The sequence below is a fragment of the Methylobacterium mesophilicum genome (assembly GCF_022179445.1).
Taxonomy (GTDB): Bacteria; Pseudomonadota; Alphaproteobacteria; order Rhizobiales; family Beijerinckiaceae; genus Methylobacterium; species Methylobacterium mesophilicum.
The window spans coordinates 96,857-111,677 of the sequence record NZ_BPQU01000013.1 but is presented as its reverse complement, the minus strand read 5'-3'; the positions used below and the strand labels follow the sequence as shown (position 1 = coordinate 111,677).

General features: G+C 71.6%; 15 protein-coding genes. 8 read left to right on the top strand and 7 right to left on the bottom strand.

The annotated features are described in order from the left end of the window. Window positions 1-187 precede the first annotated feature (187 nt). From MFF40_RS14995 to MFF40_RS14975, 5 genes are all read left to right on the top strand, one after another. Complete coding sequence (locus MFF40_RS14995; protein WP_147853521.1) at window positions 188-907, top strand: cytochrome c biogenesis CcdA family protein; 720 nt, start codon at window positions 188-190, stop codon at window positions 905-907. A 194-nt stretch (window positions 908-1,101) separates the two neighbouring features. Beyond that, a complete protein-coding gene (locus MFF40_RS14990) occupies window positions 1,102-3,087 on the top strand; it encodes a glycosyltransferase (protein WP_238261066.1) in 1,986 nt (661 codons plus the stop codon). Continuing rightward, entirely contained in the window at window positions 3,084-4,178 is a 1,095-nt protein-coding gene (locus tag MFF40_RS14985) for a glycosyltransferase (protein ID WP_238261064.1), read from the top strand. Before MFF40_RS14990 ends, MFF40_RS14985 begins: the two co-directional genes overlap by 4 nt. A 282-nt stretch (window positions 4,179-4,460) precedes the next feature. Continuing rightward, complete coding sequence (locus tag MFF40_RS14980; protein ID WP_147896624.1) at window positions 4,461-5,936, top strand: GumC family protein; 1,476 nt, start codon at window positions 4,461-4,463, stop codon at window positions 5,934-5,936. Next, the gene (locus MFF40_RS14975; protein ID WP_147896625.1) at window positions 5,929-6,753 is read left to right on the top strand and encodes a WecB/TagA/CpsF family glycosyltransferase; all 825 of its coding nucleotides are present in this window, start codon (window positions 5,929-5,931) and stop codon (window positions 6,751-6,753) included. The genes MFF40_RS14980 and MFF40_RS14975 overlap by 8 nt, the downstream gene beginning before the upstream one ends. 136 nt (window positions 6,754-6,889) lie before the next feature. On the opposite strand, the gene MFF40_RS14970 is transcribed toward MFF40_RS14975, so the two are convergent. From MFF40_RS14970 to MFF40_RS14945, 6 genes are all read right to left on the bottom strand, one after another. Further along, window positions 6,890-7,456 (bottom strand): NUDIX domain-containing protein, encoded by a 567-nt coding sequence (locus MFF40_RS14970; RefSeq protein ID WP_147896626.1) that lies wholly within the window; start codon window positions 7,454-7,456, stop codon window positions 6,890-6,892. A 38-nt stretch (window positions 7,457-7,494) separates the two neighbouring features. Further along, the gene (locus tag MFF40_RS14965; RefSeq protein ID WP_147855939.1) at window positions 7,495-7,752 is read right to left on the bottom strand and encodes a sulfurtransferase TusA family protein; all 258 of its coding nucleotides are present in this window, start codon (window positions 7,750-7,752) and stop codon (window positions 7,495-7,497) included. Window positions 7,753-7,798: 46 nt separating this feature from the next. Next, the gene (locus MFF40_RS14960) at window positions 7,799-8,131 is read right to left on the bottom strand and encodes a hypothetical protein (RefSeq protein ID WP_147855940.1); all 333 of its coding nucleotides are present in this window, start codon (window positions 8,129-8,131) and stop codon (window positions 7,799-7,801) included. Between the two features lie 213 nt (window positions 8,132-8,344). Then, complete coding sequence (locus MFF40_RS14955) at window positions 8,345-8,743, bottom strand: hypothetical protein (RefSeq protein ID WP_147896627.1); 399 nt, start codon at window positions 8,741-8,743, stop codon at window positions 8,345-8,347. 103 nt (window positions 8,744-8,846) lie between these two features. Further along, entirely contained in the window at window positions 8,847-10,214 is a 1,368-nt protein-coding gene (locus MFF40_RS14950; protein ID WP_238261061.1) for a glutamate--cysteine ligase, read from the bottom strand. Window positions 10,215-10,504: 290 nt separating this feature from the next. Further along, on the bottom strand, window positions 10,505-11,257 hold the full coding sequence (locus tag MFF40_RS14945) for a 16S rRNA (uracil(1498)-N(3))-methyltransferase (RefSeq protein ID WP_238261059.1): 753 nt from the start codon (window positions 11,255-11,257) through the stop codon (window positions 10,505-10,507). A gap of 230 nt (window positions 11,258-11,487) precedes the next feature. Here MFF40_RS14945 and MFF40_RS14940 point away from each other — a divergent pair, with 230 nt between their 5' ends. Both MFF40_RS14940 and ubiA read left to right on the top strand, forming a co-directional pair. After that, the gene (locus MFF40_RS14940) at window positions 11,488-11,958 is read left to right on the top strand and encodes a hypothetical protein (protein WP_147854650.1); all 471 of its coding nucleotides are present in this window, start codon (window positions 11,488-11,490) and stop codon (window positions 11,956-11,958) included. Window positions 11,959-12,042: 84 nt separating this feature from the next. After that, complete coding sequence (gene ubiA, locus MFF40_RS14935) at window positions 12,043-12,990, top strand: 4-hydroxybenzoate octaprenyltransferase (RefSeq protein ID WP_147854651.1); 948 nt, start codon at window positions 12,043-12,045, stop codon at window positions 12,988-12,990. 15 nt (window positions 12,991-13,005) lie between these two features. On the opposite strand, the gene MFF40_RS14930 is transcribed toward ubiA, so the two are convergent. Next, window positions 13,006-13,473, bottom strand: a complete 468-nt coding sequence (locus tag MFF40_RS14930) for a DUF6101 family protein (RefSeq protein ID WP_147854652.1) — start codon at window positions 13,471-13,473, stop codon at window positions 13,006-13,008. Between the two features lie 422 nt (window positions 13,474-13,895). On the opposite strand from MFF40_RS14930, the gene MFF40_RS14925 reads away from it, so the two are divergent. Continuing rightward, window positions 13,896-14,711, top strand: coding sequence for a 3'(2'),5'-bisphosphate nucleotidase CysQ (locus tag MFF40_RS14925; RefSeq protein WP_238261057.1), 816 nt, complete (start codon window positions 13,896-13,898; stop codon window positions 14,709-14,711). The last annotated feature ends 110 nt before the right edge of the window (window positions 14,712-14,821 follow it).

Genomic DNA, 14,821 nt, shown 5'->3' with positions numbered 1-14,821 from the left:
CATTATAAACCGCTCCGCTCGGCACCTTGCCTAACCTATATTGATGTTCATGCCGGTACCCGGCGCGACGGGTCCGACGGACATCCGCGGGGCGATCAACCGGACCGTGATCGGCATCCCCGTTGACGCCGTCCCCGCCCGGCGCGAAGCCGACGCGACGGGTGACCGCCGTGGGAGGATCGGGACGATGCTGGGGACGGTGGGGTTCGCGTTCCTGGCGGGGTTGCTGTCGGTGCTGTCGCCCTGCGTCCTGCCGCTGGTGCCGATCGTGCTCGGCACTGCCGCGTCGGAGCACCGTCTGGGGCCCGTGGCGCTGGCGCTCGGCCTGGCCCTGTCTTTCACAGCCATCGGGCTGTTCGTCGCCACGATCGGCTTCTCGATCGGGCTCGACGGCGACGTGTTCCGCAGCGCCGGCGCCGTGTTGCTCGTCATCCTCGGCGCGGTCCTGATGCTGCCGCGTCTGCAGGCGCGGGTCGCGACGGCGGCGGGGCCGGTCGGCGCCTGGGCGGAAGAACGCTTCGGCGGGTTCGGGTCCGGGGGGCTGTCCGGTCAGTTCGGTGTGGGTCTGCTGCTGGGGGCGGCCTGGAGCCCCTGCGTCGGGCCGACTCTGGGCGCCGCGTCGCTGCTGGCGGCAAGGGGCGAGCATCTCGGGAGCGTCGCCCTCACCATGCTGGCCTTCGGGATCGGCGCCGCCGCGCCGCTGATGCTGCTGGGCTTCGTCTCGCGCGAGGCGCTGATGCGCTGGCGGGGCGGGCTCGCGGCGGCCGGCAAGGGCGTCAAGGCAGCCCTGGGGGTCGTGATGGTTGTGCTCGGCCTGCTCGTCTTGACCGGCACCGACAAGCGCGTCGAGGCCGCGGCGGTAGCGGCCTCGCCGGATTGGCTGAACGCGGTGACAACGCGCTACTGACACGCGCTGCACCGGCGGCCTCGGCCGAGACGGAGCCCCGTGATGACCGACGCACCCTCCCGTCCGGTCGGCCTTGCCCATGGCGGCCGGCGCCGCTGGGGTCCGCGTCGAAGGCCGCTGGATGGTCCGGCCCGAGAGGCAATCTTCATCCTTCGGGGTCATGGTGCACGCCCCCTCGGACCCACGAACCGACCTTGACCGACGCCCCCGCATCACCGCCCGCTCACGGGGTCGCCGGCTGGCCGTTCGGGGCCGCCGCGCCCGGGATCCGCCGACCGGCCACCCTGCCGGATGGACGCCCGTGGCCGCGGATCCGGGTCGTCACGGTCGCCGCCGCCGGGGTGGACCTGCGCGACACCGCCGCCTCGGTGCTGCGCCAGGATTATCCGGAGCTGCGGCACGACCTCGTCCCGGCGCACCTCGGGCGCGCCCATGTCGAGGCGCTGTTGGCCGATGCCGCCTGCGACGCCGTGCTCTGGCTTAGCCCCGGCGAACTGCTCGCCCCCGGGGCGCTCACCGCGCTGGCTCTGGAGGCCGCGCTGACCGGCGCGCTCGCGGTGGCGGGCCTGCGCGTCCTGTTCGCCGACAGGGTGCTGGCGCTCGACACGCCCGGGACGGCGGCTTCGGACGCGCCGGGCGGCGTGCCGTTCACCGGCGGCGAGGTGCTGTGGATGCGCGGTGCCCTGGGCGGGCAGACGATGCTCGACGCGGACGGCCGCCTGAACGCCGCTGCCGCGTGGTCGGCATTGACGGACGCCGCCCGCGGGACCATCGGCCGCCCGGTGCTGCTGCAGCGGGCGGACAGGGCGTCGGCCGAGGCCCCCGACGCCCTGTCGATCGTTTCCCTCACCGGCACCGGTACCCAGGGCGGTGCCGGTGTGGCTCAGCGACGGCTCGCCGAGGCGCTGGCGCTCGCGGGTCACCGGGTGACGCACGTCGCCCTGAGCGACCGGCCCGAAGCCGCCGAATGGACCGACACCTTCCCGAAGGCCGAGGCCCTGGTCGCGGATGCCGTTCCCGATCTGATCCTCGCCGGCAACCTGCATGGGGCGACCCGCAGCCTCGACGTGGTCGGGCGCCTCGCCCGGCGCGGCCCGGTGGCGCTGGTGCTGCACGACCTGTTCCCGCTCACCGGCCGCTGCTGCCATCCGCGCGCCTGCACCCGCGCCGTCACCGGCTGCGACGCGACCTGTCCCGGCCCGGACGAGTACCCGCAGCTCGCTCCGAACCGGATCGCCGGCATGCACGCGCGCAAGCGTGCCGTCCTGTCCGGTGTCGCCGGGCCTTGGCTGCTGGCCAATTCCGACTGGACCTTGGCGCGCGCGCTGGACCTGGCACCGCCCGGCACCGTGGCCGAACGGATCCGGCTGGCCTTCCCGACCGCCGCGTTCCGGCCCGGCGACCGCGCGGCCCTGCGCCGCCGGCTCGGCCTGCCCGCGGACGATGTGCTGATCCTGGTCTCGGCGGTGATCGTCGACGGACCCGACAAGGGTTTTTCCGATCTGCGCGCCGCGCTCCAGGCCGTGGCGCGGCTGGGCGTCGGCGTCGTGGCGATCGGCCGGCTCGACGATCCGGCCCGGCTCGGCGTGCCGAACCTGTTCGCGCCGGGGCTGATCGCGGACGAGGAGATCCTGGCCGCCTGGTACGGGGCCTGCGACCTCCACGTCACCGCGAGCCGCCACGAGACCTTGGGACAGACGCCGATCGAGGCCGGCCTGTGTGGGGTGCCGACGCTGGCCTACCGCACCTCCGGCCTGACCTCGTCGGTGATCGACGGCGTGTCCGGCCGCCTCGTCCCGCTCGAGCCCGGCGCCCTGTCCCAGGCCCTGGCCGAGCTGGTGGACGATGCCGGGGCGCGGGCGCGGCTCGGGGCCTTCGCGCGCATCGCTTTGGAGAGCCGCCATAGCCCGGCGGCCGCCGCCCTGTCGCTCGACCGCATCGTCCGTGCGCGCGGGCTGCTGACCGGCTCCGGGCGGCCCACCTTCACGCCCGCTCTGCTCGGCCATTTCCCGTTCGCGGCGGACCGGCAGCGGGGTGCGTCCGGCACGGTGCCGGCGCCCTCCCGGCCCCTGGTGCGCCGGCTGCGCCGGGCCAAGCAGATGGTGCTCGGCCGGCGCATGCCGTTGTTCGTGCGCCGCTGCCTGTACCTCGCCGGCACCCTGCGGCGGAGCGTTCCGTGAGGTCGGCTCCCGAACGGCAGGGCGCCCGGCGGATCTATCTCGACCGGACCCATCTGCGCGGCCACGTCACCGGGATCGAGCGGATCACCCTCGACCTGTTCGCCCCGGACCGGCTCGCACCGCACGATGTCCGGCCGGTCACCAGCGGCTCGCTGCCCGGAATGATCGCGCAGCAACAGTTCGGCCTGCCGCTGCGGACGCTGGCCGACCGCGACGCGCTCTTCCTGTTCCCGGGCTTCCCGCCGGGGCCGCTCTGTGCCGTCGCGGCCGAACGCTGCCTGTTCTACGTCCACGACACCTTCCTGCTCGACCGGCCGGAGGATCTGAGCCTGAAGAGCCGGCTCTACATGAGCCCGAGCTTCGCCCGGGCGCTGCGCTGGTGCCCGAACCTGTTTGTGAACAGCCGCACCACCGGACACGCCGTCCGGGCCGTCAGCCCGCCGCACGCACGGGTCGCCCTGCTGAGGCCGTCCGTGCGGGACGCCTTCGGCCTCGCCGACCTGCCGGGGCCGGCGTCCTATGGTCCGGGCATGCCGTTGCGCCTGCTGGCGATCGGCACGATCGAGCCGCGCAAGGACTATGCGGCCTCCCTGGCGCTGGTCGCCGCGCTCAACCGGGCCGGAATGCCGGCGGAACTGCACCTGGTCGGCCGGGTCGGCTGGGGCCGCCACGCCTTCCTGGACGACCCGCCGCCTTACCTCCACCGGTACGGGTATCTCGCCGATGCGGAGCTGCGGGCGCTGGCCGGCTCCTGCCACCTGCTGCTCTCGACATCGAAAGCCGAGGGGCTCGGCTTGCCCCTGCTGGAGGTGCAGCATGGCGGCCTGCCGGTGGTGGCACCGGACGCGCCGGTGTTCCGCGAGGTGCTGGACGCCTCCGCCCTGCTGATCCGCCCCGAGGATCCAGAGGCCGCTGCGGCAGCGCTCGCCGCCTGGGTCGGCGAAGGCGGCCTCACCCGGTCGGCGGCGGAAAGCCGTGGGAACGTGGCGCGGTGGAACGCGGCTGCGTCCGAGGACAAGGAGCGCTTCGGGCGCTTCCTGGCGGGGGATCCGGACGCATACGCGGAACCGGGCACCACCCGCATCGGATGAGTCCGTTTACGTAGTCCCCAACATTTAAAGGCCTGATCGGGCCACAAAATCGTGACAGACCGTTCTCGTTCTAGCGGCGATATCTATACGGTTGCTGCTGCAGGGTGTGCATCAAGGCGAGAGTACTGGTTCGGTATGCTGGTTGCTGGAGTGTCGAGGAAGACACCGCCTCGGTGGAGGTTCTGTCCCGGATCGGCACGGTGGTGACCGGAAAGGGGACGGGAGCAGGATGGCGGTGGAAGACGGCACCGGTCGTCGTCCGACAGGTCAGGAGCGAGGCGCATGTTCGACTTCTCGACACGCATGAGCGGTGAGCAGCCCGTCCGCATGGTGCTGCCCCAGGTCGAATCCCGGCCGGAGGCGCGGGTGATCCTGCGCCGCCTGTGGCGGGGCAGCGGCTTCATCGTGCTGGGCGCCCTGTTCATGGTGGCGGCCGCCGTGGCGCTGCTCGGCCTGATCCCGCCGCGCTACACTTCCTCCATTCAGGTCCTGGTCGATCCCAGCGACCTACGGGTGGTCGAGAACGACGTGAACGCCCGCCAGCCCCAGGCCGATAGCGGCGTCTCCATCGCCGAGAGCCAGGTGCGGGTGATCCAGTCCGACAACGTCCTGCGCCGGGTGATCGCCAAGCTGCATCTCGACCAGGACGACGAGTTCGTGCTCCCCGACGGCAACAACCCGACGATCGCCTGGATCAAGGGTGCGCTCGGCATGCTGCCTCCGGCCGCGAGCCGCGACCCGGTCAACATCGCCCTCGACACGCTCCAGACCAAGCTCAGCGTCCGCCGGGCCGAGCGGACCTTCGTGATCGACGCCTCGGTGCAATCGCGCGATCCGGAGAAGGCCGCCCGGATCGCCAACGCCATCGGCGACGCCTACTTCGCCGAGGAGGCCGCCGCCCGCACCGATACGGCGCGGCGCGCCTTCGACGCGCTCACCGGACGGCTGGGCAGCCTGAAGCGCGACGTCGAGCAGGCCGAGGGCGAGGTGGTGCGCTACCGCGAGGCCCACAAGCTCGTGGCCTCGAGTGGCCGCCTGCTGACCGACCAGCAGCTCGGCGACCTCAACCAGCAGCTCGTCACCGCGTCGATCAAGACCGCTGAGGCGAAGTCGCGGTTGGACCAAGCCCGCAAGATGCGCACCTCGGACCCGAGCACCGCCCTGCCGGAGATGCTGCAATCCCTGGAGATGCAGGCGCTGCGGCAGCAATACGCCACGCTCTCGCGCAACACCGCCGAGCTCGCGACCCGGCTCGGCGAGCGCCACCCGGCCATGGCCGAGCAATACGCCCAGCAGCGTGACCTCCAGCGCCTGATCCAGCGCGAGAAGGAGCGGATCATCGACACGACCCAGAAGGATTACGACCGGGCCGCCGCCAGCGAGGCGGCGATCCGGACCAATCTCGACCGGGTGAAGACCGAGACCGTGAGCAGCGACCGCGCCTATGTGGGCTTACGCGAGCTGGAGCGGACGCTGGAGGCCCGCCGGGGAGTCTACGAGGCCTATCTGAAGCGCGCCCGCGAGGCGAGCGAGCAGGAGCGCCTCAACACCACCAACGTCCGGATCATCTCAGTGGCGACGCCGGCCCGCCAGCGGACCTTCCCGCCCTCGCCGAAGATCGTGCTGCCGGTGGCCCTCGTGCTCGGCCTGCTGCTCGGCGGCGCCATCGCGTTGGCGCTCGGCGCCGACAGCGATCGTCGGCGGTTCCGCCGGGCCGTCGCACGCCCCGGGACCAGCTTCCGGGCCGCCGATGCGTGATGTCGAGGCTCCGAGCCCGGCAGACTCGGAGGCGGCGTCGCAGGACCGGGCTGCTCCGGAGCCGCCCACGACCGTCACGCTGTTCGGCTACGGCTTCCACGTCGGCACCGCGTCCGCGATTGTGACCGCGGTGGCGGCACGGCGCTCGGACGGGCCCCGGACGATCGTCACCGCCAACGTCGACCACGTCGTCCAACTCGCCGAGGACGCGGATTTCCGGGGCGCCTACGCGCGCGCCGCCGCCCGGACCCTCGACGGCATGCCGCTGGTCTGGCTCGCCCGGGTGGCGAGCGGCCGGCCGGCGGAGCGGATCACCGGCCACGACCTCCTGGCCTGCATCCTGGCCGACCCGCCGCCCTACGCCCGCCGGGTGTTCTTCGTCGCCGCCCGCCAGGACGTCGCCGACATGCTGACCACGCGCCTCCAGGCCGCCGGCCTGCCGGACGGCGCGGTGGCGAGCGCGGTGCCGCCCTTCGGCTTCGAGGACGACGCGTCTTACGGCAGCGCCCTGGCCGCGCGGATCCGCGCCCACGGCACCACCCTTCTGGTGATGGGCGTCGGCGCACCGAAATCGGAAGTCTGGGTCGATCGCCAGGGTCGGGCGCTGGGCAACCCGGTGGTGTTCTGCGTCGGCGACGCCCTCTCGGTCGCGGCCGGCTGCCTCCCCCGCGCTCCGTGGCTGATGCAACGGCTCGGCCTCGAATGGGTGTTCCGCTTCCTATGCGCCCCGCGCCGTCTCTTCCGCCGCTACTTCATCGAATCCTGGCGCTTCATCGGCATCGCCGTGCGCGACCGGGTTTCGGGGCGGCGGGATTGAGGGGGCGGGCCGGCGCCGGGTGCGCAAGCCCCATCCCATCCACGCCCTGATCGTCAGCGTGATTGGACAGTCGTTCGTCCGGCTTCGCCCCACCGTCGTCTGTCATTCCAACGTGTCGCGGGCGAGCTTCAGTCGGCTACGCAAACAACTCCGGCCGGCGCAATTGGAGAGCAAAGAGCAGCAGCAGCGACTTCATGTCGGTGAGGGCGCCGCGGCGGGTCATGGCCAGGAGTTCCGGCAGCGGGATCTCATGCACGGCCACCGCCTCACCCTCCGCGGCCAGGCCGCCGCCGGCGCCGGTGCGGTCGGATTCCCCGTAGGCCGCCAGGAACAGGTCCATCCGCTCGGTCGAGATGCCCGGCATCGTCCAGGCGCTGGCCACGAGGTCGAGGGTGCCGAGGCGCAGCCCGGTCTCCTCGGCGGCCTCGCGCCGGACCTCGTCCTCCGGCGCGCCGTCATCGAGCAGCCCCGCCGGGACCTCGACATGGCTCGGCGGACCGCCGGAATAGAGCACCGGCGCCCGGAACTGCGAGACCAGCGTCGCCACCCGCCGGACCGGATCGTACGGCAGCACCGCGACGGCGCGGCCGTGATCCTCCATTTCGCGCGTGATGCGCGTGCCGTCGTCCTGCATCACCTCGGCCACGAGGTAGCGGGCCCATCCCTCGTGCACGAGGCGCACGCCCCCGATCCGTGGTGCCATGCCGTCTCCGCCATATCCCTGGGAACCGGACGGATCGCTCAGGAATGCGGCGGCTTCGCGGAGGCCGTCATGCGGAAACGCAGGCGATCGCCGTCCCGCTCGGCCGAATCGAGCCGGGCACCCTCCTCGCGCACGAGGTTCGGGATGTCGATCATCGCCATCGGATCCGTGCAGGTGACCACCAGGACCCGCCCGGCGCCCAGCGCGCGCAGGGCCTTGCGGGTGCGCAGGACCGGGAGCGGGCATTTCAACCCGGTCAAGTCGAGTTCGACACGATCCGGTTCGTCGTCCTGCACGGGGTCGGCCTCATCCCGCACCGATACCCGCGCTCGCGACGGCCGACTACCACTCGTGATAGCCGAAGACCGGACCGCGATACGTGTCCGGCGCGAACACATAGTAGGTCGGGCCGTAATAGCCGTATTCCATGTTGCGACCAGGGGTCGGCGCGTATCCGTATCCGTAACCGAACGGCACCGGATAGCCGTACTCGCCGTAATAGCTGTATTCCGGACGGACCCGTGCCTCTGCGACGAGTCCCGCACCCACGGGCGGGCGTGCGACCGGGACGGCGCGTTGGGCGCGATACGGCCCCAGATCCGCGGCGAAGCAAACGCCGCCGGCCGTCACGGCGGATAAGACGCCGGCCGCAAGCGCGACGGTGTGGCGAGTCATGGCGTCGGTCTCCTGACGAGGACGATTCGGCCTCGGAGGGATCCGATCACATGGCCTGCGGCAGACTAGCCTCGCGGGCCTTGGCTGAAGCTTGCGGCTCCCGTTGAAGGTGATTCGGATCGGGGACTCGGCCCAGGACAGCGTGTCTGACAGGTGACAAAAAATCCCGGCCTCGATGAGACCGGGAATGTTGGAGCAGATTGGAATACGGACTTACCAGCCGTAATCGTCGTAGCCGTAAGCCGGGTAGCCATAAGCGGGATAGGCGTAGCTGCGGACCGGCGCGTAGCCGTAGCCATAGGCCGGGTAGCCGTAGCCGCCGTAATAGCCGTAGCGGGGAGCCGCACTGGCGGCCAGCGCCCCGCCGATGATGCCGAGGGCGGCACCGGCCGCGACGGCGCCGGCGACGCGGCCGCCATAGCCGCGGCGGTATCCGTAGCCGCCGCCATAATAGCCCCGGCGCCACCCGACGGTGTCGATATGGGTGCTGGGGCCGCCGACCTGCACGGCACTTTGCGCCGGCAGAGGGGCCGCCTCGGCGGCGGTGAATGAACCGGCGATCATGGCCAGCGCCGATGCGCCGGCGACGAGAGATGTGGTGATGCGGGACATGGACACTTCCTCCACGCGCTGAACCATCGGCGTGAGAACCGTCAGGTATCGCACTTCGTTCCGCGCCACGGTGTGCGGCCGCACGGTCTCGATGGCGCGCGGTTCAGAACACGCATTCCGAGAAGGCCGGGCGCACGCAGGCACCCCAGCGGCCCTCGTAATCGGCGAGCAGGTCGTCGGCCCGGGTGCGCCCCGCCGTGACGATCGCCTCCAGGGGCTGAAGGTAGACGGTCTCGTCGCGGCCCTCGGCGTCGCGCCGGGCCCGTGCGCGAAGACCCGCGCGCGCGATGGCCAGCGCCTCGGCGGCGACGGCTCCGAGCGTGGTGTTGGCGACCGGCGTGGCGAGCCCCAGGCGCGGCGCCGTCGCTCGCGCGGCCTCCCGGTTGGCCGGGCTCCAGCCCTTCACCAGGTCGAGGGCCGCGTCGAGGGCCGATTCGTCGTAGAGTAGCCCGGCCCAGAACGCGGCCTGGGCGGCGATCATGCCAGGATCGCCGACATCGGCGCCACGCATCTCCAGGAAGCGCTTGAGCCGGACTTCCGGGAAGGCCGTGGAGGCGTGGTTCGCCCAGTCTGCCACCGTGGCGTACTCGCCCGGGAGCTGCGCCAGCTTGCCGGCCATCAGGTCGCGGAAGGAGGCGCCCGACACGTCGTGGTAGATGTCGCCGCGCTTGACGAAGTACATCGGCATGTCGAGCAGCCAGTCGACATAGGCTTCGTATCCGAAGCCGGATTCGAACGCGAAGGGCAGCATGCCGGTGCGGTGCGGGTCGGTGTCGCGCCAGATCTCCGAGCGGCGCGACAGGAAGCCGTTGGGCCGCCCGTCGGTGAACGGTGAGTTGGCGAACAAGGCGGTGGCCACCGGCTGGAGCGCCAGGGAGGCGCGCATCTTGCGCACCATGTCGGCCTCGGAGGCGAAGTCGAGATTCACCTGCACGGTGGCGGTGCGCAGCATCATGTCGAGGCCGAGCGAGCCGACCTTCGGCATGTAGCCGGCCATGATCTTGTAGCGGCTCTTGGGCATGACCGGCGTCTCGTCCCGGCGCCAGCGCGGGCTCATGCCCAGCGTCAGGAAGCCGATATCGAGGGGGTCGGCCGCGCGCTTCGTGGCTGCGAGATGCGTGGCGAGTTCGGCCGCGGTGCCGTGCACGTCCGGTAGCGCCGCGCCGGACAGCTCGAACTGCCCGCCCGGTTCGATCGAGATCGCCCCGCCCTCCTCGGCCGACAGGCCGATGATGTTGCCGAGGTCGAGGATCGGCTCCCAGCCGGTCTCGCGGGCGAGCCCTTCCAGCAGGGCGCGGATGCCCCGCTCGCCGTCATACGGCACTGGCTCGCGGCTCTCCCGGTAGAACGGGATCTTCTCGTGCTCCGTGCCGATGGCGAAGCGCGCGGGCGGCTTCTCGCCGGCGGCGAACCACTCGATCAGTTCGGCGCGCGTGGTGAGCGGCGTGTTGTCGTTGCTGTCGCGCGCCATGCGCTGCCTGCCCGTGCCTGTGAACTATGCCTGGGATGGGAGCGCACCGGACTGCTCCAGCGTGTCCGTCCGGTTCAACCCCGTCCCGCGAGCGGAGACCGGACGGACATCCGCGCCGGCTCCGAGAGCGCGGCGCGGCTGGCGTCCGTCCTGGGACATAATCGAGGCTTCGGGAACCGACAACGCGGCGCCGTGAACCGGGAGCCCGGTTCACCCCGCTTCGGCGGAACAATCCCGCGGCCTGCCACCCTGATGTGCGCAGGCACACATGATTCCAATCGGCTCACCGATCAGCGCGCGTCGCCCAGCACCGCCTGGACAAGGGTCAGCACCGCCACCGCAGCGGTGTCGGCCCGCAGGATGCGCGGCCCAAGGGAGAGCGCGACGGTGTTGGGCCGGGCCCGGATCGCCGTCCGCTCCTCCTCGGAGAAACCGCCCTCCGGCCCGACCAGGACGGCCAGCGGCGGCGGTGCGGCGGGGTCGGCGGCCTCCCGGAGCGCCCGCACCGGGTCGCTCACCGGGGCGTCCTCGTCGCAGAACACCACCAGCCGCTCGGGCGCCAGGCCCGCGAGCACGGGGCCGAGCTTGTCCGGATCGGGACAATCCGGGATCGCCAGGATGCCGCATTGCTCGGCCGCCTCGACGGCGTTGGCGCGCAGGCGGTCCATGTTGATCCGCTCGCCCTGTGTGTAGCGGGTGATGACCGGGCGGATCGTCCCGGCGCCCATCTCCACCGCCTTCTGGGCCAGGTAATCCAGGCGCGCGCTCTTCAGGGGCGCGAACAGGTAGTGCAGGTCTGGGCGCGGCGTCTGCGCGCGGGTGCGCGCGGCGACGTGGAGGTCCGCACCCTTCCGGCCGGTCTGGACCAGATGCGCGCGCCACTCGCCGTCCCGCCCGTTGAACACCAGCACGGGGTCGTCCGGCCCCCGGCGCAGGACGTTGAGCAGGTAATTCGCCTGGGCGCGGTCGAGCGGCAGCACGGTTCCGGCGGCGAGGTCCGGTTCGACGTGGAGACGGGGGGCGGTGAAGTCGTAGGCCGGCATGGCCGGGTGGTCGCGCGGCCCGGCCGGGCTGTCAACGCGCCGCCTCGGCAACCCGCAACCAGCGACATGTTGCCGAAAGGTTACGAGGGCGACTTTTTGGCGCTTCTCCCACACGCGCAACGCCTCGCCGGTTTGCCGCTCGATTGACGCCACATTCCTATGGCGAACCCAAGGGAACGGAGTGGAGCCGGCGTCACGCGGGTTCCGGCAGGCGTCGAGGGAGTCGCGGGATGGCACACGGGAGCTTGAGTCTGGGGGCGGCGGCGCTCGTCGGCGGTCTGCTGTTCGGAACGGCGGCCTTCGCGCAGGGTGCCGCGCCGGAATGCGGTACGATCCAGAAGACCCTGGCCGAGCGCAAGGCGCTGGTCTCCCGCGCGAACGCGGCCTCGAACAGCAAGAAGAAGATGACCCCGCAGGAGGCCTGCGCGCTGTTCGGCAAGCTGCAGTCCAACGGCGCCGAAGGCATCAAGTGGATCACCGCCAACAAGGAATGGTGCTCGATCCCGGATTCGTTCGCCGAGGGCTTCAAGGCCGATCACCTGAAGGTCAGCGGCATCCGCACCAAGATCTGCAGCGTCGCGGCCCAAGCCACCAAGATGGAGGCCCAGGCCCGCGCCCAGGCGCAGAACGGCGCCAGCAGCGGCCTGCTCGGCGGCCCGGGCTTGACCGGCAGCTTCAAGCTGCCGCAAGGCGCGCTGTAAGGCCGTCCGAGAGGATTGCGGGTCCGGCGCGGCCCCCCTCCGAGACGGGGGGATGCGTACGTGGGACGACCGGAGATCCGACCGATGAGCGGGACGGCAGCGGGGGACGGACGTCCGGCCGACGCGGTCACCGGACACTGGGTCGAGCGCGCGGCGCCTCGGTCCTGGCGGCCCTATCTGCGCCTGGCGCGGATCGACCGGCCGATCGGGTGGTGGCTTCTCCTGCTGCCGTGCTGGTGGTCCTCCGCGCTGGCGGCGATCAAGGCGGACCTGTCCTTCCCCGATCCCTGGCACTGCCTGCTGTTCCTGGTGGGCGCGGTGGCGATGCGCGGGGCGGGCTCGACCTACAACGACATCGCCGACCGCGACCTCGACGCGCAGGTCGAACGAACCCGGCAACGCCCGCTTCCCTCCGGACAGATCCGGCCGCGCCACGCGGCCCTGTTCCTGCTGGCTCAGGCGCTGGTCGGGCTGGCGGTGCTGCTCCAGTTCAATGAGCAGGCCGTGATCGTCGGGCTCTGCTCCCTTCTGCCGGTGGCGATCTATCCGTTCATGAAGCGGGTGATGCCGATGCCGCAGGCGGTGCTGGGGCTGGCCTTCGCGTGGGGCGCGCTGATGGGCTGGGCGGCCCTGTTCGCCCGGCTCGATGCCCCGGCGCTGCTGCTCTACGCGGGCACGATCTGCTGGGTGGTGGGCTATGACACGATCTACGCGGTCCAGGACATCGAGGACGACGAGATTGCCGGGATCCACTCCTCGGCCCGGCTGTTCGGCCGGCACGTCAGGGGCGCCGTAGGCCTGTGCTACGCGCTCGCGGCGGGCTTCGTGGCGCTGGCGGCCAGGGATGCGGGGGCGGGACTGGTCGGGTGGATCGGGGTCGCGGCCTTCGCCGGGCATCTGGCCTGGCAGGTCCTGTCGTTCCGGGAACGTGACGGGCGCGGGGCGCTCACGCTGTTCCGCTCGAACCGGGACGCCGGCCTGATCCTGTTCGTGGGCCTCGCGGCGGACGCGGTGGTGCGCAGCCTGTCCTGAGGTTCGTCCGGGGTCTCAGGTGCGGGCGATGATCTCGTTCTCACCACGAAAGATCTGCGGCCGGGCCGGAAGACGGCCGGTCTTGCGGCGGGCGAGGAAGCGCGGACGGCGGGCGCCGAGCCCGGCATGCCGGCGGCGGATGCGCACGCGCCCGAGGATCAGCCGGCCGATCTGCTCGGAGACCGGCACCAGGACACCATCCTCCCGGACGATCATGCGGACCAGCCCGGCCCGGGCGGCGATGTCGCGCCAGACGGCGACCACGTCGTCCTCGTCGAAGCAGCCGAGGCGATCCAGCTCCTCGCCCTCGGCATCGACCAGGATCAGGCTGAACCGGTCGGCGCCGCAGATCTCGGCGTCCTCGGTGGCGTAGGCCAGGGCGATTCCGGCGGCCTTGCGGGCGCCGGAGACGCGGCCGATCACCGGAAGCGGCGATGCGGCGATAGCGAAATCGGCCAGAGCAGCGGCCCCACGGGCATCCATCGAAAGTCCTTCGCGGCGTTCGTCCGTGAACGAGGAAGTGTTCATCTTTCCGGGTCCCTGGAGCAAGTGGCGGCCCGCTCGGGGCCGTCGGTTATGCCAAGCAAAATCGCACCCGAACTCCTCCGCACAGCTTAATCACCGTCGTTAAGCGATTCTGGACGGGGATGTCATTTGAGGAATGCTCAATGCTTCCTTGAATGCTCAACAGATCCTTGCGAAGATCGATCGGTCTCGATCGATCCCGGGGGCAGAGTGCGGATCCTTGTGGCCGTGCCGGCAGCGCCCTACAACGCACGGAACCGGGCGGCACGGCCCTCCGGTACCCAGCACCGCCTGCCGAGCCGGCTCACTTCATCCGACCTGCCGGGCGGAGGCCCAGACGTGGCCCGATCCCGGGCCTGACGCATGCCCTGCGGAGCGCGATGCCCGAGCCCATCACCGACGCGGCCGTCTCCGCCCTGATGCCGGACCTGCGCGCGGTCATGCGCGAGGCCGCCGACATCGCCCGCCCGTACTTCAAGCTGGGCGGACAGACCTCCGCACGGATCTGGTCGAAGGCGGGCGGGTCTCCGGTGACGGAGGCGGATGTCGCGGTCGACACCTTCCTGAAGATCCGCCTGAGCGCGCTGGTGCCCGCGGCGGCGTGGCTGTCGGAGGAGACCGCGGACGATCCGGCGCGGCTCGGCCACGACCTGGTGTGGATCGTCGATCCGATCGACGGCACCCGGGCGTTCCTGTCCGGCCATCCCGACTGGTCGATCGCGGTCGCCCTGCTGGCGGGTGGACAGCCGCGGATTGGCTTCGTCCACGCCCCGGTAGGCAACGCTGATTACGAGGCCGTGCTCGGACGCGGCGCGACCCGCAACGGCGAGCCGATCCGGGTCGATTCGAAGGAGGCGCTTCCGGGGGCGCGCATCACCGGCCCCAAGCCGATGCTCGACCGCCTGTCGCGCGGGGCCGGCGCCGGCGTCGATTTCGAGCGGATCGACCGTATCCCGTCGCTTGCCCTGCGGCTCGCCCGGGTCGCGGAAGGCTCGGTCGATGTCGGGCTGATTTCCGGCAATGCCCGGGACTGGGACATCGCGGCGGCCGACCTGATCCTGCGCGAGGCGGGCGGAACGGTCTGCGACCTCAAGGGCGAGGCGACCACCTACAATCGGCCGGACCCCGTCCACGGCGAATTGCTGGCGACGCCAGTCGCGCTGCGCGATCGGGTGTTGGCGGCCTGGGACCGGTAGCGCACCGCCGCGCAAGAGGCGCACGCGCCCCCTTTGCCGGACAGCTGGCGGGACACCTGGGACGCGAGTGGAAGATGATCCGGGACCGAGCGGGGGAAGCGCCGCGCAGC